Source organism: Halomonas sp. (assembly GCF_033549285.1).
GTDB lineage: Bacteria > Pseudomonadota > Gammaproteobacteria > Pseudomonadales > Halomonadaceae > Halomonas.
In genome coordinates, this window is record NZ_JAWSUJ010000011.1 from 21,093 (window position 1) to 41,363 (window position 20,271).

The window sequence follows — 20,271 nt, forward strand, 5'->3', positions numbered from 1 at the left end:
GGCCACCCCGGCCGGGTGGCCTCTGGTATACTGCCGGCCATCAAGCAGCCATCGAATTCGCAGGAGTCCGCATGACCCGTATCGCCATCGTCGGTGTCTCCGGCCGCATGGGCCGCACCCTGGTCAACGCCGTGCAGCAGGATGCCGGGGCCACCCTGGCCGGCGGCATCGTTGAGCCCGGCAGCTCCCTGGTCGGCGCCGATATCGGCGAGCTGGCGGGGGTCGGCAAGCTGGGCGTGGCCGCCGTGGATTCGCTCGAGGCCATCGCCGACGACATCGATGTGCTGATCGACTTCACCGCGCCCCAGGTGACCCTGGCCAACCTGGCCTTCTGCGCCGAGCACGGCAAGCGCATCGTCATCGGCACCACCGGCCTGAACGACGAGGAGCTCACCGAACTGGACGGCTTCCGCGACCGGGTGCCGATGGTCTTCGCACCGAACATGAGCGTGGGCGTGAACCTGACGCTGAAGCTGCTCGAGACGGCGGCGAAGGCACTGGGCGATGAGGGTTACGACATCGAGGTGATCGAGGCCCACCACCGCCACAAGGTGGATGCCCCCTCCGGCACGGCGCTGAAGATGGGCGAGGTGGTGGCCGAGAGCCTGGGCCGCACCCTGAAGGAGCATGGCGTCTTCGCCCGCGAGGGCCAGTGCGGGCCGCGCAGTGACAAGGAGATCGGCTTCGCTACCGTGCGCGCCGGCGACATCGTCGGCGAGCACACCGTGATGTTCGCCACCGAGGGCGAGCGCATCGAGATCACCCACAAGGCCTCGAGCCGCATGACCTTTGCCAAGGGGGCGGTGCGCGCCGCGCGCTGGGTGGCCGGCCAGGCCAACGGCCGCTACTCGATGCAGGATGTGCTCGGGCTGTAATCATTGGGGCTTGGCCAAGGCTCGAGGCTGTTCCGGCGACAGGCCTTCGAGGGGGCGCTGTGAACCCCTCCCTGGGCGCTACCGATGCCATCCCTGGCATAGGACCCCCTCTTCGGCCTGTCCCCGGCGCCTCTCGCTGCATGTCATGGCGCATGCCTTCGAGGAGTAACTTCCCGGGGGTAGCCGCCGGACACCATTTCCTGTAATATCCCCAAAATTTTGGCCGGGCGCGCGGGCATAAAGCCCTCTCGAGCGCTTGTTGCTTCGGCCCAGGCATTCCGAGCGAATGACAACAAGCGGGATGAAACCGGTCTTACATCGGGTTTCGTCCCGCTTTTTTACGGGCCGGCTACCCGGGGCCCGGCCATGGCCCCGCAGTATTCCTTGACGAGCTGTCTCGATAGCTCGCTATACACCTGGGAGGACGTTGCATTGAACAGACCCGCGATACTGGCCCTGGAAGACGGAAGTGTATTCCACGGCACGGCCATCGGCGCCGATGGACAGACCAGCGGTGAGGTGGTGTTCAATACGGCCATGACCGGCTACCAGGAAATCCTGACCGACCCCTCCTACACCCGTCAGATCGTCACCCTCACCTATCCCCATATCGGCAACACCGGTGTCAATGCCGAGGACGTAGAATCCGGCGCCATCGCCGCCGCCGGCCTGGTGATCCGTGACCTCCCCCTGCTCGCCAGCAGCTTCCGCTGTGAACAGACGCTCTCCGACTACCTCAAGGGCCAGAACGTGCTGGGCATCGCCGACATCGATACCCGCCGCCTGACCCGCATCCTGCGCGACAAGGGCGCCCAGAACGGGGCGATCCTGGCCGGTGCCGAGGCCGAGGGCGACGATGCCGTGGAGCGGGCCCTGGTCGCGGCCCGCGCCTTCCCGGGCCTCAAGGGCATGGACCTGGCCAAGGTGGTCTCCTGCCAGAGCCCCTACGAGTGGAACGAGGGCGAGTGGGCCCTAGGCGCGGGCTACTCTGATGCCACGCAGGGTGAACGCCCCTACCACGTAGTCGCCTACGACTACGGGGTGAAGCGCAATATCCTGCGCATGCTCGCCTCCCGTGGCTGCCGCCTGACCGTGGTGCCGGCCCAGACCCCGGCCGCCGAGGTGCTGGCCCTGGCCCCCGATGGCGTCTTCCTGGCCAACGGGCCCGGCGACCCGGAGCCTTGCGATTACGCCATCACCGCGATCCAGGAGCTCCTCGAGACCGGGATCCCGGTGTTCGGCATCTGCCTGGGTCACCAGCTGCTGGCGCTGGCCAGCGGTGCCAGGACGGTGAAGATGAATCACGGCCACCATGGCGCCAACCACCCGGTGCAGGACCTCGATACCGGCAAGGTGATGATCACCAGCCAGAACCACGGCTTCGCCGCCGACGAGGCGAGCCTGCCGGCCAACCTGCGGGCCACCCACCGCTCGCTGTTCGACGACACCCTGCAGGGCGTCGAGCGCACCGACCGCCCGGCCTTCAGCTTCCAGGGTCACCCCGAGGCCAGCCCGGGACCGCACGACGTGTCGCCGCTGTTCGACCGCTTCGTCACCATGATGAAGGAACGCCGCTAGGCTGCATCGCCTTCCATCAGACCGTCATTCATCGATTAGCCGCGGGAACCGTCATGCCCAAGCGTACCGACATCAAGAGCATCCTGATCATTGGTGCTGGCCCCATCGTCATCGGCCAGGCCTGCGAATTCGACTACTCCGGCGCCCAGGCCTGCAAGGCGCTGCGCGAGGAGGGCTACCGGGTCATCCTGGTCAACTCCAACCCGGCCACCATCATGACCGACCCGGTGATGGCCGACGCCACCTACATCGAGCCGATCACCTGGCAGGCGGTGGAGAAGATCATCGAGGCCGAGCGCCCGGATGCCGTGCTGCCTACCATGGGCGGCCAGACGGCGCTCAACTGCGCCCTGGACCTGGACAAGCACGGCGTGCTGACGAAGTACGGCGTGGAGATGATCGGCGCCAATGCCGATGCCATCAACAAGGCCGAGGACCGCGACCTCTTCGACCAGGCCATGAAGCGCATCGGCCTGGAGTGTCCCAAGGCCGAGGTGGCGCACAGCATGGAGGAGGCCTGGCGCATCCAGGCGTCGCTGGGCTTCCCGGTGATCATCCGTCCCTCCTATACCATGGGCGGCTCCGGCGGCGGCGTGGCCTACAACAAGGAGGAGTTCGAGGAGATCTGCACCCGCGGCTTCGAGCTCTCCAACAACCACGAGCTGCTGATCGACGAGTCGCTGCTGGGCTGGAAGGAGTACGAGATGGAGGTCGTTCGTGACAAGAACGACAACTGCATCATCGTCTGCGCCATCGAGAACTTCGACCCCATGGGCGTGCACACCGGCGACTCCATCACCGTGGCCCCGGCCCAGACGCTGACCGACAAGGAGTACCAGATCATGCGCGACGCCTCGCTGGCGGTGCTGCGCGAGATCGGCGTCGAGACCGGCGGCTCCAACGTGCAGTTCGGCGTCGACCCCGACACCGGGCGCGTGGTGGTCATCGAGATGAACCCGCGGGTGTCGCGCTCCTCGGCCCTGGCCTCCAAGGCCACCGGCTTCCCGATCGCCAAGATCGCCGCCAAGCTGGCGGTGGGCTACACCCTGGACGAGCTTTCGAACGACATCACCGGCGGGCGCACCCCGGCCTCCTTCGAGCCCGCCATCGACTACGTCGTCACCAAGATCCCGCGCTTCACCTTCGAGAAGTTCCCCCAGGCCAACGACCGCCTGACCACCCAGATGAAGTCGGTGGGCGAGGTGATGGCCATCGGCCGCACCTTCCAGGAGTCGTTGCAGAAGGCGCTGCGTGGCCTTGAGACCGGCAACGACGGCCTCGACCCCAAGTTTCCCGAGTTCAAGCACGGCGAGTTCAGCGACGACGCCATGGCGCATATCAAGGGCGAGCTGCAGGCCGCCGGGGCCGAGCGCATCTTCTTCGTCGCCGACGCCATGCGCGCCGGGATGAGCGTCGACGAGGTCTTCGCGCTGACCAATATCGACCGCTGGTACCTGGTGCAGATCGAGGACCTGGTGAAGACCGAGCAGGCGGTGGCGAAGCGTTCGCTCTCCGAGTTCACCCCCCGCGAGCTGTTCGCCCTCAAGCGCAAGGGCTTCTCGGATGCCCGCCTGGCGAGCCTGCTGGGGGTCGCCGAGAAGGAGTTCCGCCGCACCCGCCAGCAGGCCGGCATCCGCCCGGTCTACAAGCGGGTCGACACCTGTGCCGCGGAATTCGCCTCGGATACCGCCTACATGTACTCCACCTACGAGGAGGAGTGCGAGGCCGAGGTCTCCGACCGCCAGAAGATCATGGTGCTGGGCGGCGGGCCCAACCGCATCGGCCAGGGCATCGAGTTCGACTACTGCTGCGTCCACGCCGCCTTCGCCATGCACGATGACGGCTATGAGACCATCATGGTCAACTGCAACCCCGAGACCGTCTCCACCGACTACGACACCAGTGACCGCCTCTACTTCGAGCCGGTGACCCTGGAGGACGTGCTGGAGATCGCCGACAAGGAGCAGCCGGTCGGTGTGATCGTGCAGTTCGGCGGTCAGACCCCGCTGAAGCTCGCCCGCGAGCTCGAGGCCGCCGGCGTGCCGATCATCGGCACCACCCCGGACGCCATCGACCGCGCCGAGGATCGTGAGCGCTTCCAGCAGATGATCGACAAGCTGGGCCTCAAGCAGCCGCCCAACGCCACCGCGCGCAGCTTCGAGGAGGCCTTCGCCAAGGCCGAGGCGATCGGCTACCCGCTGGTGGTGCGCCCCAGCTACGTGCTGGGCGGCCGCGCCATGGAGATCGTCTACGACGCCTCGGAGCTCGAGAACTACATGACCCATGCGGTCAAGGTCTCCAATGACTCCCCGGTGCTGCTCGACCACTTCCTCAACGCCGCCGTCGAAATCGACATCGACGCGGTCAGCGACGGGACCGAGGTGGTGATCGGCGGCATCATGCAGCACATCGAGCAGGCCGGCGTGCACTCCGGCGACTCCGCCTGCTCGCTGCCGCCCTACTCGCTGCCCGCCGAGGTGCAGGACGCGATGCGCGAGCAGGTCAGGCAGATGGCCGTGGAGCTCGGCGTCAAGGGCCTGATGAACGTGCAGTTGGCCTGGCAGGACGGCGAGATCTACGTCATCGAGGTCAACCCGCGCGCCTCACGCACCGTGCCCTTCGTCTCCAAGTGCATCGGCACTTCGCTTGCCCAGATCGCCGCGCGCTGCATGGCCGGCACTACCCTGGCCGAGCAGGGCTTCACCCGCGAGATCGTGCCGCACTTCTTCAGCGTCAAGGAGGCGGTCTTTCCGTTCAACAAGTTCCCGGGGGTCGACCCGATCCTCTCACCGGAGATGAAGTCCACCGGCGAGGTGATGGGCAGTGGCGACACCTTCGCCGAGGCCTTCTACAAGGCGCAGCTCGGCGCCGGCGAGGCGATCCCGCCCCTCGAGGGCGAGCGCAAAGCGTTCCTCTCGGTGCGTGACCCGGACAAGGCGGGAGTTATCGAGGTGGCCCGTTCTCTGGTAACCTTGGGGTTCACTCTGTGCGCGACCCGTGGCACGGCGGAGGCCCTCGAGGCCGCCGACCTGCCGGTGGAGATCGTCAACAAGGTCTATGAGGGCCGTCCGCATATCGTCGATCTGCTCAAGAACGACGAGGTCGCCTATATCGTCAACACCACCGAGGGCCGCCAGGCCATCAATGACTCCTCGGTGATCCGCCGCACCGCACTCGCCCGCAAGGTTCCCTATGCCACCACCCTGGCAGGGGCCAATGCCGTTTGCATGGCGCTCGAGTACGGCAATGCCATTACCGTGCGGCGGCTACAGGAACTGCATGCAGGAGCTACACAATGAACAAGGTCCCGATGACCGTCGCCGGTGAGAAGCGGCTTCGCAAGGAGCTCGAGGAGCTCAAGGGCGAGGCGCGGCCGAGGGTGATTGCCGCCATCGCCGAGGCTCGCGAGCACGGCGACCTGAAGGAGAACGCCGAGTACCATGCGGCCCGCGAGCAGCAGGGGTTCATCGAGGGGCGCATCCAGGAGATCGAGGGCAAGCTCTCCAACGCCCAGGTGATCGACGTCACCAAGCTGCCCCAGACCGGCAAGGTGATCTTCGGCGTGACGGTGGGGCTGATCAACCTGGAGACCGACGAGGAGGTGACCTACCGCATCGTCGGCGAGGACGAGGCCGACATCAAGGCCGGCCGCATCTCGGTGACCTCGCCCATCGCCCGTGCCCTGATCGGCAAGGAGGAGGGCGACGTGGTGGTGGTGCGCACCCCTGGTGGCGAGGTCGAGTACGAGATCTCCAGCGTGGAGCACCTGTAGCCCTCCGGGCAGCGACAAGCTACAAGGATCAAGCTACAAGAAAGCCCCGCAGGCGAATGCCTGCGGGGCTTCTTCATCTCTGCAAGCCGGCAAGCTGTGCTTGCTCCTTGCTCCTTGCTCCTTGCTCCTTGCTCCTTGCTCCTTGCGCGAAGCGCGTCAGCGCCGCCCGTGGTGATTCTCGAAGCGCGTGATGTTGGAGAGCTTCGGGTTGACCCGGGGGTTGTGGCGGTAGAGCAGGGCCATCTTGCCGATCTTCTGTACCAGCTCGGCGCCGCTCGCCGCGACCAGCTCGTCGAGCATGGCGGCGCGGTCATCGCGGTCTGGCAGGGCGAGCTTGACCTTGACCAACTCATGGTCGCCCAGGGCGCGGTCGAGCTCGGCCAGGACGCCCTCGGAGGCCCCGTTCTCGGAGACGGTGACCACGGGGTCGAGGTGGTGGCCGATGCTGCGGAATGCTTTCTTTTGTGCCTGTGACAAGCTCATGGTATCTTGCTTCTTCCCGGTTGGCGCGCAGCGCACATGGTACGGTGAAACGCCGCGTGGCGAAAGCTCGCCAGCGTGTCCCCGCATGTTTCCTTCGGCCGGTTCCGCAGGTCAGCACCCCGTCGCACCTCCACCAGGTCTTACCGGAATTCGCTCGACTGCCTGTCATTCATGGTCATTCACAGGTGATGCCGTGGCACGTTCCAATGCTTCCCGCTCCAAGGGCGCTGCCGGCAAGGCGCCGGCCAGCAAGACCAGCAAGGGCTGGCTGAAGGAGCACTTCGACGACCGCTTCGTGCAGCAGAGCTGGCAGGACGGCTATCGCAGCCGCGCCAGCTACAAGCTGCTGGCGCTGGACGAGAAGGACCGCCTGCTGCGACGCGGGATGACGGTGATCGACCTGGGCGCCGCTCCTGGCGGCTGGAGCCAGGTGGCCGCCGAGAAGGTCGGCTCCGAGGGGGTGGTGATCGCCTCCGACATCCTCGAGATGGATGCCCTGGCGGATGTCGACTTCATCCAGGGCGACTTCACCGAGGAGAGCGTGCTCGAGGCAATCCTCGCCGCCCTCGGCAATAGGCCGGTAGACCTTGTGATGTCCGACATGGCCCCCAATATGAGTGGGATGGCGGCCATCGACCAGCCCCAGGCGATGTATCTCGTCGAGCTGGCGCTGGACCTGGCTCGCCAGACGCTCTCGCCCGGCGGCACCTTCCTGGCCAAGGTGTTCCAGGGCGAGGGGTTCGATGCCTTTCTCAAGGAGCTGCGGGTCAGCTTCACGCGGGTGGTGACCCGCAAGCCGGAGGCCTCCCGGGCGCGCTCCCGCGAGGTCTACCTGCTGGCGGAAGGGTTTCGCGGCTGAGGCACGCCCTCGACCGTACACGGGGCGCGGCCACGATAGGCCGCGCCTAACGGGCCGATTGCCGGACAGGGCGCCGCGACTGTGTCACAGTGGCGGCAGTTTCCCGCTCCGGCCGTAGGCTGGCTGAACATGTGCCGCTCATGTAGTGTCGAAGGACCAGGCATTTTCGGCCGACAGATTCTTGCAATGAGGGTAGTCCCTTGAACGACATGGCGAAGAACCTGATTCTGTGGTTGGTCATCGCGGCAGTGCTGCTGACGGTGTTCAACAACTTCAGCGTCGACAGCTCACCGCAGGCGATGAACTATTCCCAGTTCGTCCAGCAGGTGCAGAACGAGCAGATCCGCAACGTCACCATCGATGGCTACACCATCACCGGTGAGCGCACGGACGGCTCCCAGTTCCGGACCATCCGCCCGGCGGCGGAGGATCCCAAGCTGATGGATGACCTGCTCTCCAACAACGTCACCGTGGTGGGCAAGGAGCCCGAGCAGCAGAGCCTGTGGATGCGCCTGCTGATCGCCAGCTTCCCGATCCTGCTGATCCTCGCCATCTTCATGTTCTTCATGCGCCAGATGCAGGGCGGTGGGGCCGGCAAGGGCGGCCCGATGAGCTTCGGCAAGTCCAAGGCCAAGCTGCTCTCCCAGGACCAGATCAAGACCACCTTCGCCGATGTCGCCGGCTGCGACGAGGCCAAGGAGGAGGTCGAGGAGTTGGTCGACTTCCTGCGCGACCCGACCAAGTTCCAGCGCCTGGGCGGCACCATTCCGCGCGGTGTGCTGATGGTGGGCCCGCCGGGGACCGGCAAGACGCTGCTCGCCAAGTCCATCGCCGGGGAGGCCAAGGTGCCGTTCTTCTCGATCTCCGGTTCCGACTTCGTCGAGATGTTCGTCGGTGTGGGCGCTTCCCGCGTGCGTGACATGTTCGAGCAGGCCAAGAAGCAGGCCCCCTGCATCATCTTCATCGACGAGATCGACGCCGTGGGCCGTTCGCGCGGCGCCGGCATGGGCGGCGGCAACGACGAGCGCGAGCAGACGCTCAACCAGCTGCTGGTCGAGATGGACGGCTTCGAGGCCAACGAGGGCATCATCGTCATCGCCGCCACCAACCGTCCCGACGTGCTCGACCCCGCGCTGCTGCGCCCGGGCCGCTTCGACCGTCAGGTGGTGGTGCCGCTGCCGGACATCCGCGGCCGCGAGCACATCCTCAACGTGCACCTGCGCAAGGTGCCGCTGGCCGACGACGTCAAGCCGTCGCTGATCGCGCGTGGCACCCCGGGCTTCTCCGGCGCCGACCTGGCCAACCTGGTCAACGAGGCCGCGCTCTTCGCCGCACGGCGCAACAAGCGCCTGGTGAGCATGGAAGAGCTCGACATGGCCAAGGACAAGATCATGATGGGCGCCGAGCGCAAGTCCATGGTCATGACCGACAAGGAGAAGCTCAATACCGCCTACCACGAGTCGGGCCACGCCATCATCGGCCTGGTGATGCCTGAGCACGACCCGGTCTACAAGGTGACCATCATCCCCCGCGGCCGGGCGTTGGGCGTGACCATGTTCCTGCCGGAGGAGGATCGCTACAGCCTCTCCCGCCAGCAGATCATCAGCCAGATCTGCTCGCTGTTCGGCGGTCGCATCGCCGAGGAGATGACGCTGGGGCCGAACGGTGTCACCACCGGCGCCTCCAACGACATCAAGCGGGCCACCGAGCTGGCGCACAACATGGTCGCCAAGTGGGGCCTCTCCGAGGAGATGGGGCCGATCATGTACGACGAGGACGAGTCCCACCAGTTCCTCGGCGGGCCCGGCCAGGGCGGCAAGCTCAAGTCCGGCGAGACCACCTCCAAGCTGGACAAGGAGGTGCGCAAGATCATCGACGGCTGCTACGAGCAGGCCAAGAAGATCCTCGAGGAGAATCGCGACAAGCTCGACGCCATGGCCGAGGCGCTGATGAAGTACGAGACCATCGACTCCCATCAGCTCAAGGACATCATGGAAGGGCGCGATCCGCGGCCCCCCGAGGGCTGGGACGACCCGGGCAGCGGCGCCCCCTCGGGCGGCGAGCCGCGCCCCGAGCCTGCCCCGGAGTCGAGCGACGACGCCGAGGACGACGAGACGCCCAGGCGTCGGCCCTCCGACCCGCTCGGCGGCCCGGCCGGCAGCTGAGGCCGTTCGCCAAGCAACCACAGGCGCCCTGCGGGGCGCCTTTGCCGTTCGACCGACAGGAAGACGATGGATACCCGAACACCGACGCATCTGCCGTGTGGCCGGCACCGGCTCGACCTCTCCTTTCCCCGCATCATGGGGATCCTCAACGTTACCCCCGACTCCTTCTCCGACGGCGGCCGCCATGCGGTGCCGGATGACGCCCTGCGTCATGCCGAACGGATGCTGGCCGAGGGGGCCGCGATCATCGACGTGGGCGGCGAGTCCACGCGGCCCGGCGCCGAGCCGGTCTCGATCCAGCAGGAGCTGGACCGGGTGGTGCCGGTGGTGGAGGCCCTGGTGCGCGAGTTCGATGCCCTGGTCTCGGTGGATACCAGCACCCCCGAGGTGATGCAGGCGACGGCCCAGGCCGGGGCCGGCATGATCAACGACGTGCGCAACCTGCGCCGCGAGGGGGCGCTGGCGGCGGCGGTCGCCAGCGGGCTGCCGGTCTGCCTGATGCACATGGTCGGCGAACCCGGCGACATGCAGGATGACCCGCGCTACGACGTGCCGGTGGAGGAGGTCGTGGCGACCTTCCTGGCGGAGCGGGTGGCGGCCTGCGAGGCGGCCGGGCTGCGGCGCGAGCGCATGCTGCTCGACCCGGGCTTCGGCTTCGCCAAGACGGTGGAGCACAACCTGCGGCTGCTCAAGCACATGGACCGCCTGGAGGCGCTCGGGCTGCCGCTGCTGGTGGGCATGTCGCGCAAGAGCATGATCGGCAAGGTGCTGGGGCGGCCGGTGGAGGAGCGCCTCTCCGGCGGCCTGGCGCTCTCCGCCCTGGCGGTGGAGCGCGGCGCCCGCATCCTGCGCGTCCACGACGTGGGGCCCCACGTGGACGCGGTGAACATGACCTGGGCCGTACTCGAGGAAGGCAGCACGCATGACTAGACGCTATTTCGGCACCGATGGCATCCGCGGCACCGTGGGGGAGCCCCCGATCACCGCCGACTTCATGCTCAAGCTGGGCTGGGCCACCGGCCGGGTGCTGACCCGGGACAAGGGACGTGCCCGGGTGATGATCGGCAAGGACACGCGGATCTCCGGCTACATGTTCGAGTCGGCCCTGGAGTCCGGGCTCTCCGCCGCCGGCGTCGATGTGATGCTGCTGGGGCCCATGCCCACCCCGGCCATCGCCTACCTGACGCGCACCTTTCGCGCCGATGCCGGCATCGTCATCTCGGCCTCGCACAATCCCTTCCAGGACAACGGCATCAAGTTCTTCTCCGCCGCCGGCACCAAGCTGGACGATGGGGTCGAGGCGCGCATCGAGGCCATGCTGGAGGAGTCGCTGACCACCGTGGCGCCGGATCGCCTGGGCAAGGCGATGCGGGTCGATGATGCCCCCGGTCGCTACATCGAGTTCTGCAAGTCCACCATTCCCGATCGGGTCAGCCTGCACGGGCTGAAGATGGTGGTCGACTGCGCCCATGGTGCCACCTATCACATCGCCCCCAGCGTGTTTCGCGAGATGGGTGCCGAGGTGAGCCTGATCGGCGCCAATCCCGATGGCCTGAACATCAACCAGGAGGTGGGCTCGACCCATCCCGCCGCGCTGCGGGCGGCGGTGATCCAGCAGGGGGCCGACCTCGGGGTGGCCTTCGACGGCGACGGCGACCGGGTGCTGCTGGTGGATGCCGACGGCCGCGAGATCGATGGCGACGACATCCTCTACCTGATCGCCCGGGATCGCCATGCCCGGGGCGAGCTGGGCGGTGGCGTGGTGGGGACCCTGATGTCCAACTTCGGCCTGGCGGCCGCCATGGAGGAGCTCGAGATCCCCTTCGAACGCGCCAAGGTGGGCGACCGCTACGTCATGGAGCGGTTGTCCCACAACGGCTGGCAGCTGGGTGGCGAGTCCTCCGGCCATATCGTCTGCGGCCATGTGCAGACCACCGGCGACGGCATCGTCTCGGCGCTGCAGGTCCTGGCGATCATGGTCCGCGATCAGCAGTCGCTGGGTCGACTGCTCGCCGGCCTGCAGAAGACCCCCCAGGCACTGGTCAATGTGCGCCTGACCCCGGGCAGCGATGCCAAGGCGCTGCTGGAGCAGGCCTCCCTCAAGCAGGCGGTGACGAGCCTGGAGGCGGAGCTCGGCGACCAGGGGCGGGTTCTGCTGCGGGCCTCGGGCACCGAGCCGCTGATCCGCGTGATGGTCGAGGGGCGTCCCCACCTGGACGTCGATGCCCTGGCGCGTCGCCTGGCCGACGACGTCGAGGCGCTGCTCGGCTGATCGGGGGCGGTCCGGGCCCGGTTGTCTTGGCTGGGCCCCTCCTATACCATTTCGCACCACCTTGAAAGAGGAACCCCCATGCGCATGCCGCTGATCGCCGGTAACTGGAAGATGAACGGCTCCCTGGCCCTGGTCGAGGAGTTCGGCCGGGCCTTCGCCGACGTCTCCCTGCCCGTCAACGTCGAGGTGGCGCTGATGGTGCCCTTCCCCTTCCTGGAGGCGGCGGGGCGGACGCTCGGCGAGACGTCGGTGACGGTCGGCGCCCAGACGCTCAGCGACCATCCCTCGGGGGCCTTCACCGGCGAGGTCAGCGCGGCCATGCTGCGCGAGTGCGGCGCCCGGCTGGTGCTGGTCGGCCACTCGGAGCGCCGCACCCTGTTCGGCGAGGATGATGCCGCAGTGCTGGCGCGCGTCCAGGCGGCCCTGGCCGAGGAGCTCACGCCGGTGCTGTGCGTCGGCGAGACCCTCGAGGAGCGAGAGGCCGAGCGCACCGAGGCAGTGGTGCTGGGCCAGGTCGAGGCGGTGTTCGACGCCCTTGACGAGGCCCAGCGCCCCCGCCTGGTGGTCGCCTATGAGCCCGTCTGGGCCATCGGCACCGGCCGCACGGCGAGCCCCGAGCAGGCCCAGGCCGTGCACGCGGCCATCCGCGACTGCCTGGCGCGCTATGACGCCGGCCTGGCCGGCGGCATGCGTCTGCTGTACGGCGGCAGCATGAAGGCGGATAATGCCGCCGAGCTGCTCGCCCAGCCCGATATCGACGGCGGCCTGGTGGGCGGTGCCTCGCTCAAGGTCGACGATTTCCTAGCCATTTGTCAGTCAGCAGGTTGAATCCATGCAAGTTGCCATTCTCATGACCCATGTGGCGATCGCCATCGCCCTGGTCGTCCTGATCCTGCTGCAGCAGGGCAAGGGCGCCGAAGCCGGTGCCGCCTTCGGTGGCGGTGCCTCCCAGACCGTGTTCGGTTCGCGGGGCAGCGGCAGCTTCCTGGCGAAGTTCACCGGCCTGCTGGCCGTGGCCTTCTTCGCCACTTCCCTGACCCTGGCCTGGTTCGCCTCCCAGGCGGGCGAGGCGCCCGAGGCCGGCATTCCCGATGCCGAGCTGATCGAGCAGCAGAACAGCGTGCCGACCCTTGACGATGCCGGTCGGGATGTGGATAATGCGGCGCCAGCGCTGGAGGAAAGCGGCGACTGACGTCGTCATGTCATCCAGCCTCCCCGATGCCGAAGTGGTGGAATTGGTAGACACGCTATCTTGAGGGGGTAGTGACCTTACGGTCGTGCGGGTTCAAGTCCCGCCTTCGGCACCATATGCGAAGCGCTCGACGCAGCAGTCGGAGCTTCGAAGCAGGATTGGCAGTATGCGGTGTTGCCGCTTGACGAAGTCGTCATGTGGGCTTACAATCACCGGCCTAGATTGATGCGGGGTGGAGCAGTCTGGTAGCTCGTCGGGCTCATAACCCGAAGGTCATCGGTTCAAATCCGGTCCCCGCTACCATCTTCCTGGCAGGCATGCAGAGGTTAGAGGGGCATGCCAGAGAGCCGAAGTGGTATACAGGTTTCTTGTGAAAGCCCCTTCCTGTGAAGGGGCTTTTTGTTAGCAGCTTGCCGGCCGGAGACGGCGGCGCTGCTCCGGGCAACGCCAATCAGCCACCTGACTCTTCTCTCTACTCCCGGCCAGGTGCCTGATGCAACGGCTGTAGGAGCTTTCTTCCGTGGCAATCAAGGATGCTGCGCTGCATGCGCTGATCGAACCGGTGGTCTCCGCCATGGGGTTCGAGCTATGGGGCATCGATCATCTGTCCCAGGGCAAACATTCCCGCCTGGTGATCTACATCGATCACGAGGACGGGGTGAGCGTGGACGATTGCGCCGACGTCAGCCGCCAGGTCAGTGCGGTGCTCGACGTCGAGGATCCGGTGCCCGGTGAGTATCGGCTGGAAGTCTCCTCGCCGGGCATGGACCGGCCGCTGTTCACCCTCGAGCAGTTCGAGCGCTACGCCGGCCATGTGGTGGCCGTGAAGCTGCGCCTGCCCTTCGACGGGCGGCGCAAGTTCCAGGGGCTGCTGGCCGGGGTCGAGAGCGACGAGGTACTGCTGCAGATCGACGGCGAGGAATATTGCTTTCCCATCGAGGGCATCGATCAGGCGCGGGTCGTCCCGCAGTTCACGTGATGGGCTCGGTGCATAAGGACAGGTTCACTGGCGAGGCTAAGGCATGAGTAAAGAAATTCTGGCGGTCGTCGACGCGATCTCCAACGAGAAGGGGGTCAACCGCGAGGTGATCTTCGAGGCCGTCGAGGCGGCCCTGGCCAGTGCATCGCGCAAGCGCTTCGAGGACGTGGAAGCCAGCGTGCGCGTGCACATCGACCGCGAGACCGGCGACTACGAGACGTTCCGTCGCTGGGAGGTGGTCGAGGACGATGACTTCGACGGGCCCGATGCCCAGATCAAGCTCTCCTTCGCCGAGCGCCGTGACCCGCCCCTGGGGCTGGGCGACGTGGTCGAGGAGCGCATCGAGAACGCCTCCTTCGGCCGGATCGCCGCCCAGACCGCCAAGCAGGTCATCGTGCAGAAGGTGCGCGAGGCCGAGCGGGCCGAGGTAGTACGCCAGTATGCCGAGCGTGAGGGCGAACTGGTCGCCGGCATCGTCAAGAAGACGACACGCGACGGCCTGATCATCGACCTGGGCGAGAATGCCGAGGCCTTCCTGCCGCGCAGCGAGATGATCCCCGGCGAGCGCTACCGCATGAACGAGCGGGTCCGCGCGCTGCTGGTCAAGGTCGACCCCGAGGCGCGCGGCGCCCAGCTGATCCTGTCGCGCACCTGCCCGGAGCTGATCATCGAGCTGTTCAGCATCGAGGTTCCGGAGATCGCCGAGCAGCTCATCGAGATCAAGGGCGCGGCACGCGACCCGGGCTCCCGGGCCAAGATCGCGGTCAAGACCAATGACCGGCGCATCGACCCCGTGGGGGCCTGCGTGGGCATGCGCGGTTCGCGGGTGCAGGCGGTCTCCTCGGAGCTGCAGAACGAGCGCGTGGACATCGTGCTGTGGGACGACAATCCGGCCCAGTTGGTGATCAACGCCATGGCGCCCGCGGATGTCGCCTCGATCCTCGTCGACGAGGAGGCCCATGCGATGGACGTGGCCGTCGCCGAGGATAACCTGGCCCAGGCCATCGGCCGCAGTGGCCAGAACGTGCGTCTGGCCTCCGAGCTCACCGGTTGGCGTCTCAACGTCATGACCGAGGAGGAGGCCGAGGACAAGCGCGATCAGGAGATCGACAGCCTGGTCGAGCATTTCATCCAGCACCTGGACATCGACGAGGACGTGGCGCGCCTGCTGGTGGAGGAGGGCTTCACCTCCCTGGAGGAGGTCGCCTACGTGCCGGTCGAGGAGATGCTGGAGATCGAGGAGTTCGACGAGGAGCTCATCGAGGAGCTGCGCGCTCGCGCCAAGGATGAACTGCTGAACCTGGCCATCGCCTCCGAGGAGGAACTCGATGGCGCCCAGCCGGCCGACGACCTGCTGGAGATGGACGGTATGGAGCGCCACCTGGCCTTCATCCTGGCCAGCCGGGGCATTGTCACCATGGAGGACCTGGCCGAGCAGTCCGTCGATGACCTGCTGGACATCGAGGGAATCGACGAGGAGCGCGCCGCGGCACTGATCATGACTGCCCGTGCGCCATGGTTCGAGAACGAACAGTAAACGGGTCACGGGCTGAGGAGGGTCGTAATGTCAGAAATGACCGTTAAGGATTTTGCAGCGAAGGTGGGGCGCGATGTGCCCCGCCTGCTGGAACAGATGAAGGAAGCCGGGCTCGGTCAGAAGTCCGAGAGCGATGCCGTGTCCGAGGAGGACAAGCGTCAGCTGCTCGACTATCTCACCAAGAGCCACGGCGGCAGCGGCGCGGGGGCGAAGAACCGCATCACCCTGACGCGCAAGACGCGCAGCCGCATCAAGACCGGCGAGCGGGGCAAGAGCATCGAGGTGCAGGTGCGCAAGAAGCGCACCTACGTCAAGCGCGAGGAAGAGAAGCCCGCCGAGGAGCCGCAGGCCCAGGATCACGGGCCGCGCCAGCTGGTGGGCGACATGGCCGATTCCCAGCAGGCCCAGGCCGCCAAGGATGCCCGCGAGGCCGAGGAAGCCAAGGCGCGTGCCGCCGAGGAGTCCGCCCGCGAGGCCGCGGCCAAGCTCGAGGCCGAGAAGGCCGCCGCCGAGCCCGAGATTCCGGTGCCGGAGCTCGACACCGCCCAGCCCGCGGAGGAGCCCCCGGCGCCGCCCAAGGAGGGACGTCCCGAGCCGCGCCGCGCCGCCGTCAAGAAGGCGACCACCAAGGCCGGTGCCGGCAAGAAGGGCCGTGGCGAGCGTGACGACGACGATCGCGGTGACCGCGAGGAGCGTCGCCGTGGCGGCAAGAAGGCCAAGCGCGCCGAGCGCCGTGGCGGCCGCCGCGGTGGTGCCAGCCAGGGCGGTGGCGGCAAGCACGGCTTCCAGAAGCCGACCCAGCCGATCGTTCGCGAGGTCTCCATCCCCGAGTCGATCAGCGTCGCCGACCTGGCCGACAAGATGTCGATCAAGGCGAACGAGGTCATCAAGGCCATGTTCACCATGGGTGCGGCGGTGACCATCAACCAGACCATTGACCAGGACACCGCGGCCATCGTGGTCGAGGAGATGGGCCACAAGCCCAAGCTGGTCAAGGACGATGCGCTGGAGACCGAGGTCCTCGAGGGCATCTCCTACGAGGGCGAGGAGATCACCCGTTCGCCGGTGGTCACGGTCATGGGTCACGTCGACCACGGCAAGACCTCGCTGCTCGACTATATCCGCAAGGCCAAGGTGGCCACCGGTGAAGCCGGCGGCATCACGCAGCATATCGGTGCCTATCACGTGGAGGACGCCCACGGTGGTGTGACCTTCCTGGATACCCCGGGCCACGCGGCGTTCACCGCCATGCGTGCCCGCGGTGCCAAGGCCACCGACGTGGTCGTGCTGGTGGTGGCCGCCGATGACGGCGTCATGCCCCAGACCATCGAGGCGATCGAGCACTCGCGGGCCGCCGAGGTACCGATGGTGGTCGCGGTCAACAAGATCGACAAGCCGGGCATCGACCTGGACCGGATCAAGAACGAGCTCTCGCAGCACGGCGTGATCTCCGAGGAGTGGGGCGGCGACACCCAGTTCGTGTATGTCTCCGCCCACACCGGCGAGGGCATCGACGACCTGCTGGAGTCCATCCTGCTGGTCTCAGAGGTGCTCGAGCTCAAGGCCGTCCCCGAGGCGCCCGGCAAGGGCGTCGTCGTCGAGTCGCGTCTCGACAAGGGCCGCGGCCCGGTGGCCACCGTCCTGGTCCAGAACGGTACCCTGAAGAAGGGCGACATCGTGCTCGCCGGCCTGCACTACGGCCGAGTGCGTGCCCTGACCAATGAGCTGGGCAAGCAGGTCGACGAGGTTGGCCCGTCCATGCCGGTGGAGATCCAGGGCCTGGACGGCACCCCCGAGGCGGGTGACGACTTCATGGTGCTGGCCGACGAGAAGAAGGCCCGCGAGGTCGCCAACTTCCGTCAGGGCAAGTACCGCGAGGTGCGCCTGGCGCGCCAGCAGAAGGCCAAGCTGGAGAACATGTTCAGCCAGATGGGCCAGGATGTGGCCGCCAAGCTCAACATCGTGCTCAAGGCCGACGTCCAGGGTTCCCTGGAGGCGATCAAGGGCGCTCTGGAAGAGCTCTCCACCGACGAGGTGGAAGTGGCCGTGGTTTCTTCCGGCGTGGGCGGCATCACCGGTACCGATGCCAACCTGGCGCTGGCCAGTGACGCTATCGTGGTCGGCTTCAACGTGCGTGCCGACGCCGCGGCCCGCGAGATCATCGAGCGGGAAGGCCTGGACCTGCGCTACTACAGCGTCATCTACCAGCTGATCGACGAGGTCAAGCAGGCGATGAGCGGCATGCTGGCCCCGGAGTGGAAGGAAGAGATCGTCGGCGTGGCCGAGGTTCGCGACGTCTTCCGCGCACCCAAGATCGGCGCCGTGGCCGGCTGCATGGTGGTCGAGGGCAGCGTCTTCCGTAACAAGAAGATCCGCGTGCTGCGCGACAACGTGGTGATCTACGAGGGCGAGCTCGAGTCCCTGCGCCGCTTCAAGGACGACGTCCAGGAAGTGCGCAATGGCATGGAGTGCGGCATCGGCGTGAAGAACTACAACGATGTCCAGGTCGGCGACAAGATCGAGGTCTTCGATCAGGTCAAGGTCGAGCGGACCCTCTAAGGGCTCGAGGAGTCGTACATGCGCGAGTTCAAGCGTACCGACCGGGTGGCCGACCAGCTCCAGAAGGAGCTGGCGGTGCTCATCCAGCGCGAGGTCAAGGACCCGCGCCTGGGCATGGTCACCGTCAGCGGCGTCGAGGTCAGTCGTGACCTCGGCTATGCCGACGTCCACGTGACCCTGCTGGGCGAGCAGACCCCGGAGCGCATCAAGGAGAACCTGGCGGTGCTCAAGCGGGCCGCCGGTTTCCTGCGCAGCCAGATCGCCCGTCGCATCAAGCTGCGCCATGTGCCGGAACTGCGCTTCCACTACGACGAGAGCGTGGTGCGCGGCCAGCGGCTGTCGTCACTGATCGACGAGGCCGTCGCCAGCGACCAGGCCCAGCACGACGAGGCGGCGGATGACGACCGCGGCCCGGTCGATGGTTCGACCGACGATCGTTCGGCAGGCAATGGTTCGGCAGACAGGGACGAGCGCGACTGATGGCAAGGCGGCGTCGCGGGTTGCCGGTGAACGGCGTGCTGCTGCTGGACAAGCCCGCGGGCCTGTCCAGCAACCATGCGCTGCAGCGGGCGCGGCGCCTGTTCCAGGCCCAGAAGGCCGGCCACACGGGAACGCTGGACCCCATGGCCACCGGCCTGCTGCCGGTGTGCTTCGGCGAGGCGACCAAGTTCTCCGCCCACCTGCTGGAGGCCGACAAGGTCTACCGCACCCGGGTGGAGCTCGGCGCGATCACCGACACCGGTGATGCCGAAGGCGAGGTGGTCGAGCGCCGCGCGGTGCCCCGGCTGACCGAGGCCGACCTCGAGGGGGTGCTCGAGCGCTTCCGCGGCGAGATCGAGCAGGTGCCGCCGATGTACTCGGCGCTCAAGCATCAGGGGCGCAAGCTCTACGAGCTGGCCCGCGAGGGCAAGTCGATCGAGCGTGCAGCCAGGCGCGTGAGGGTGTATGATGCGCGCCTTCTTTCCCTTGCCGACACGGCCTTCGAGCTCGAAGTGCGCGTCAGCAAGGGTACCTATATCCGTACCCTGGCCGAGGACATCGGCCAGGCCCTGGGCTGCGGAGCGCACATCAGCGCGCTGCGCCGCCTGGGGACGGGCCCCTTCACGAGCGAGGGCATGCTGACCCTCGACGCGCTGGAGGCCCTGCCCGGCCAGGCCGAGCGCGCGGCGGTGCTGCTGCCCGTCGACGTGCTGGTCGACCACCTGCCGCGGCTCGAGGTCGATGCCGCGGCGGCCAGCCGGCTGACCCATGGCCAGGCGGCCCGGGTCGAGACCGACGAGCTGGCCGGGGACGAGACGGCAAGACTCTACTGCGACGGGGCCTTCCTGGGCCTCGGTGTGGTGGCGGGGCCACAGGAGGTGGCGCCGAAACGGCTGCTGAGCAGCGCAGCCGAATGAAGGGAGAGACGCCCGAGACTGCAAATATGCGTGGTCTCACACACTCATCATTCAGGCATATTGCTTACTGGAGAGACAGATGGCACTGACAGCCGAGCAGAAGTCCGCAATCGTCAACGAGTACGGTCGTGGCGAGAACGACACCGGTTCCCCCGAAGTGCAGGTGGCCCTGCTGAGCGCCAACATCGATGGCCTGCAGGACCACTTCAAGACCAACAAGCAGGATCACCACTCCCGTCGTGGCCTGATTCGCATGGTCAACCAGCGCCGCAAGCTGCTGGACTACCTGAAGCGCAAGGATTTCGAGCGCTATCAGTCGCTGATCCAGCGTCTGGGCCTGCGCCGCTAAGCGACGCATCCCATGCGGTAACGAAACGGGCAGCCTACGGGCTGCCCGTTTTGTGTCTATGGATGGTCAAGCCACGGCTCGGGGCTGACCCGGAGGACAGGCCTGCCAGGGGGCGCTGTGAACCCCTCCCTGGGCGCTACCGACGCCTTCCCTGGCGTAGGACCCCATCTTCGGCCTGTCCCCGGCGCCCCTCGTAGCCTGCCTCCATTGGAAATGTCGCTAACCGGTGGCCGCCGCGGGCGTCAACCCCTAAA

The 20,271-nt window shown here is 67.0% G+C and carries 17 protein-coding genes and 2 tRNA genes; 18 read left to right on the forward strand and 1 reads right to left on the reverse strand.

The window, feature by feature from the left end; translation table 11 throughout:
- The first annotated feature begins 71 nt into the window (after nt 1-71).
- The 4 genes from dapB to greA all read left to right on the forward strand — a co-directional run bounded on the left by dapB (nt 72) and on the right by greA (nt 6,225).
- Nucleotides 72-875 (forward strand): 4-hydroxy-tetrahydrodipicolinate reductase, encoded by an 804-nt coding sequence (dapB, locus tag SCI24_RS04160; RefSeq protein WP_318724171.1) that lies wholly within the window; start codon nt 72-74, stop codon nt 873-875.
- Nucleotides 876-1,307: 432 nt separating this feature from the next.
- Nucleotides 1,308-2,453, forward strand: a complete 1,146-nt coding sequence (gene carA, locus SCI24_RS04165; protein ID WP_318724172.1) for a glutamine-hydrolyzing carbamoyl-phosphate synthase small subunit — start codon at nt 1,308-1,310, stop codon at nt 2,451-2,453.
- A gap of 53 nt (nt 2,454-2,506) precedes the next feature.
- Complete coding sequence (gene carB / locus SCI24_RS04170; RefSeq protein WP_318724173.1) at nt 2,507-5,752, forward strand: carbamoyl-phosphate synthase large subunit; 3,246 nt, start codon at nt 2,507-2,509, stop codon at nt 5,750-5,752.
- Nucleotides 5,749-6,225, forward strand: a complete 477-nt coding sequence (gene greA / locus SCI24_RS04175) for a transcription elongation factor GreA (protein ID WP_318724174.1) — start codon at nt 5,749-5,751, stop codon at nt 6,223-6,225. Before carB ends, greA begins: the two co-directional genes overlap by 4 nt.
- 156 nt (nt 6,226-6,381) lie before the next feature.
- Here greA and SCI24_RS04180 read toward each other — a convergent pair whose 3' ends face one another.
- Nucleotides 6,382-6,708 (reverse strand): YhbY family RNA-binding protein, encoded by a 327-nt coding sequence (locus SCI24_RS04180; protein WP_318724175.1) that lies wholly within the window; start codon nt 6,706-6,708, stop codon nt 6,382-6,384.
- Between the two features lie 193 nt (nt 6,709-6,901).
- On the opposite strand from SCI24_RS04180, the gene rlmE reads away from it, so the two are divergent.
- The 14 genes from rlmE (at nt 6,902) to rpsO (ending at nt 20,017) form a co-directional block, all read left to right on the forward strand.
- The gene (gene rlmE, locus SCI24_RS04185; protein WP_318724177.1) at nt 6,902-7,567 is read left to right on the forward strand and encodes a 23S rRNA (uridine(2552)-2'-O)-methyltransferase RlmE; all 666 of its coding nucleotides are present in this window, start codon (nt 6,902-6,904) and stop codon (nt 7,565-7,567) included.
- 200 nt (nt 7,568-7,767) lie between these two features.
- Nucleotides 7,768-9,732, forward strand: coding sequence for an ATP-dependent zinc metalloprotease FtsH (ftsH, locus tag SCI24_RS04190; RefSeq protein ID WP_318724178.1), 1,965 nt, complete (start codon nt 7,768-7,770; stop codon nt 9,730-9,732).
- Nucleotides 9,733-9,867: 135 nt separating this feature from the next.
- A complete protein-coding gene (gene folP / locus SCI24_RS04195) occupies nt 9,868-10,662 on the forward strand; it encodes a dihydropteroate synthase (RefSeq protein WP_318724208.1) in 795 nt (264 codons plus the stop codon).
- Nucleotides 10,655-12,004: a phosphoglucosamine mutase gene (gene glmM / locus SCI24_RS04200; protein WP_318724179.1), complete on the forward strand. Its 1,350-nt coding sequence runs from the start codon at nt 10,655-10,657 to the stop codon at nt 12,002-12,004. The genes folP and glmM overlap by 8 nt, the downstream gene beginning before the upstream one ends.
- A 78-nt stretch (nt 12,005-12,082) precedes the next feature.
- Nucleotides 12,083-12,832, forward strand: a complete 750-nt coding sequence (tpiA, locus tag SCI24_RS04205; RefSeq protein ID WP_318724180.1) for a triose-phosphate isomerase — start codon at nt 12,083-12,085, stop codon at nt 12,830-12,832.
- Between the two features lie 4 nt (nt 12,833-12,836).
- A complete protein-coding gene (gene secG / locus SCI24_RS04210) occupies nt 12,837-13,196 on the forward strand; it encodes a preprotein translocase subunit SecG (RefSeq protein WP_318724181.1) in 360 nt (119 codons plus the stop codon).
- A 28-nt stretch (nt 13,197-13,224) separates the two neighbouring features.
- Nucleotides 13,225-13,311: transfer RNA gene (locus SCI24_RS04215), tRNA-Leu, on the forward strand.
- 111 nt (nt 13,312-13,422) lie between these two features.
- Nucleotides 13,423-13,499, forward strand: a tRNA-Met gene (locus SCI24_RS04220).
- A gap of 217 nt (nt 13,500-13,716) precedes the next feature.
- On the forward strand, nt 13,717-14,175 hold the full coding sequence (gene rimP, locus SCI24_RS04225) for a ribosome maturation factor RimP (protein ID WP_106232276.1): 459 nt from the start codon (nt 13,717-13,719) through the stop codon (nt 14,173-14,175).
- Between the two features lie 43 nt (nt 14,176-14,218).
- Entirely contained in the window at nt 14,219-15,712 is a 1,494-nt protein-coding gene (gene nusA / locus SCI24_RS04230; RefSeq protein ID WP_318724182.1) for a transcription termination factor NusA, read from the forward strand.
- Nucleotides 15,713-15,739: 27 nt separating this feature from the next.
- Nucleotides 15,740-18,271 (forward strand): translation initiation factor IF-2, encoded by a 2,532-nt coding sequence (gene infB, locus SCI24_RS04235; RefSeq protein WP_318724183.1) that lies wholly within the window; start codon nt 15,740-15,742, stop codon nt 18,269-18,271.
- A gap of 18 nt (nt 18,272-18,289) precedes the next feature.
- Complete coding sequence (rbfA, locus tag SCI24_RS04240; RefSeq protein ID WP_318724184.1) at nt 18,290-18,751, forward strand: 30S ribosome-binding factor RbfA; 462 nt, start codon at nt 18,290-18,292, stop codon at nt 18,749-18,751.
- Nucleotides 18,751-19,668 carry a tRNA pseudouridine(55) synthase TruB gene (gene truB / locus SCI24_RS04245; protein WP_318724185.1) on the forward strand — a complete coding sequence of 306 codons (918 nt, stop codon included), beginning with the start codon at nt 18,751-18,753 and terminating at the stop codon, nt 19,666-19,668. Before rbfA ends, truB begins: the two co-directional genes overlap by 1 nt.
- 79 nt (nt 19,669-19,747) lie before the next feature.
- Nucleotides 19,748-20,017 carry a 30S ribosomal protein S15 gene (rpsO, locus tag SCI24_RS04250; protein WP_250062010.1) on the forward strand — a complete coding sequence of 90 codons (270 nt, stop codon included), beginning with the start codon at nt 19,748-19,750 and terminating at the stop codon, nt 20,015-20,017.
- Nucleotides 20,018-20,271: the final 254 nt, after the last annotated feature.

Coding starts and splice junctions, on each gene's coding strand:
- carB (WP_318724173.1), top strand. CDS start 2,507: ATGCCCAAGCGTACCGACATCAAGAGCATCCTGATCATTGGTGCTGGC.
- dapB (WP_318724171.1), top strand. CDS start 72: ATGACCCGTATCGCCATCGTCGGTGTCTCCGGCCGCATGGGCCGCACC.
- glmM (WP_318724179.1), top strand. CDS start 10,655: ATGACTAGACGCTATTTCGGCACCGATGGCATCCGCGGCACCGTGGGG.
- nusA (WP_318724182.1), top strand. CDS start 14,219: ATGAGTAAAGAAATTCTGGCGGTCGTCGACGCGATCTCCAACGAGAAG.
- rpsO (WP_250062010.1), top strand. CDS start 19,748: ATGGCACTGACAGCCGAGCAGAAGTCCGCAATCGTCAACGAGTACGGT.
- rbfA (WP_318724184.1), top strand. CDS start 18,290: ATGCGCGAGTTCAAGCGTACCGACCGGGTGGCCGACCAGCTCCAGAAG.
- infB (WP_318724183.1), top strand. CDS start 15,740: ATGTCAGAAATGACCGTTAAGGATTTTGCAGCGAAGGTGGGGCGCGAT.
- SCI24_RS04180 (WP_318724175.1), bottom strand. CDS start 6,708: ATGAGCTTGTCACAGGCACAAAAGAAAGCATTCCGCAGCATCGGCCAC.
- tpiA (WP_318724180.1), top strand. CDS start 12,083: ATGCGCATGCCGCTGATCGCCGGTAACTGGAAGATGAACGGCTCCCTG.
- greA (WP_318724174.1), top strand. CDS start 5,749: ATGAACAAGGTCCCGATGACCGTCGCCGGTGAGAAGCGGCTTCGCAAG.
- folP (WP_318724208.1), top strand. CDS start 9,868: ATGGGGATCCTCAACGTTACCCCCGACTCCTTCTCCGACGGCGGCCGC.
- secG (WP_318724181.1), top strand. CDS start 12,837: ATGCAAGTTGCCATTCTCATGACCCATGTGGCGATCGCCATCGCCCTG.
- truB (WP_318724185.1), top strand. CDS start 18,751: ATGGCAAGGCGGCGTCGCGGGTTGCCGGTGAACGGCGTGCTGCTGCTG.